Genomic DNA, 311 nt, shown 5'->3' on the forward strand with positions numbered 1-311 from the left:
GCCCACCCAGGTGTGCGTGAAGGGGTGGTGCTGGCCCTGGACGGCGCGAACGGCCAGCAACTGGTTGCCTACGTGGTGCTGTCGCAGGCCACAACGACCCAGGACGCCCTGCGAGCCAGCTTGCGTGAACACTTGCCGGATTACATGGTGCCCACCCAGTGGTTGTTCCTTGAGCAACTGCCGCTGACCCCCAACGGCAAACTCGACCGCAAGGCCTTGCCGCAACCGGATCTTGAGCCGCAACACAAACTCTATATCGCGCCCCATAACGAGCTGGAACAGCGCATCGTCGCGATCTGGCAGGACGTGCT

1 protein-coding gene is annotated in these 311 nt (G+C 63.0%); it reads left to right on the forward strand.

What is annotated here, in order from left to right; all coding sequences use genetic code 11:
- Positions 1 to 311, forward strand: a 311-nt coding sequence (locus HX786_RS31170; protein ID WP_178913059.1) for a hypothetical protein, incomplete at both ends; no start/stop codon positions are given.

Origin of the sequence: Pseudomonas sp. 21615526 (genome assembly GCF_013386245.1) — a bacterium.
In the GTDB taxonomy this organism is placed as follows: domain Bacteria; phylum Pseudomonadota; class Gammaproteobacteria; order Pseudomonadales; family Pseudomonadaceae; genus Aquipseudomonas.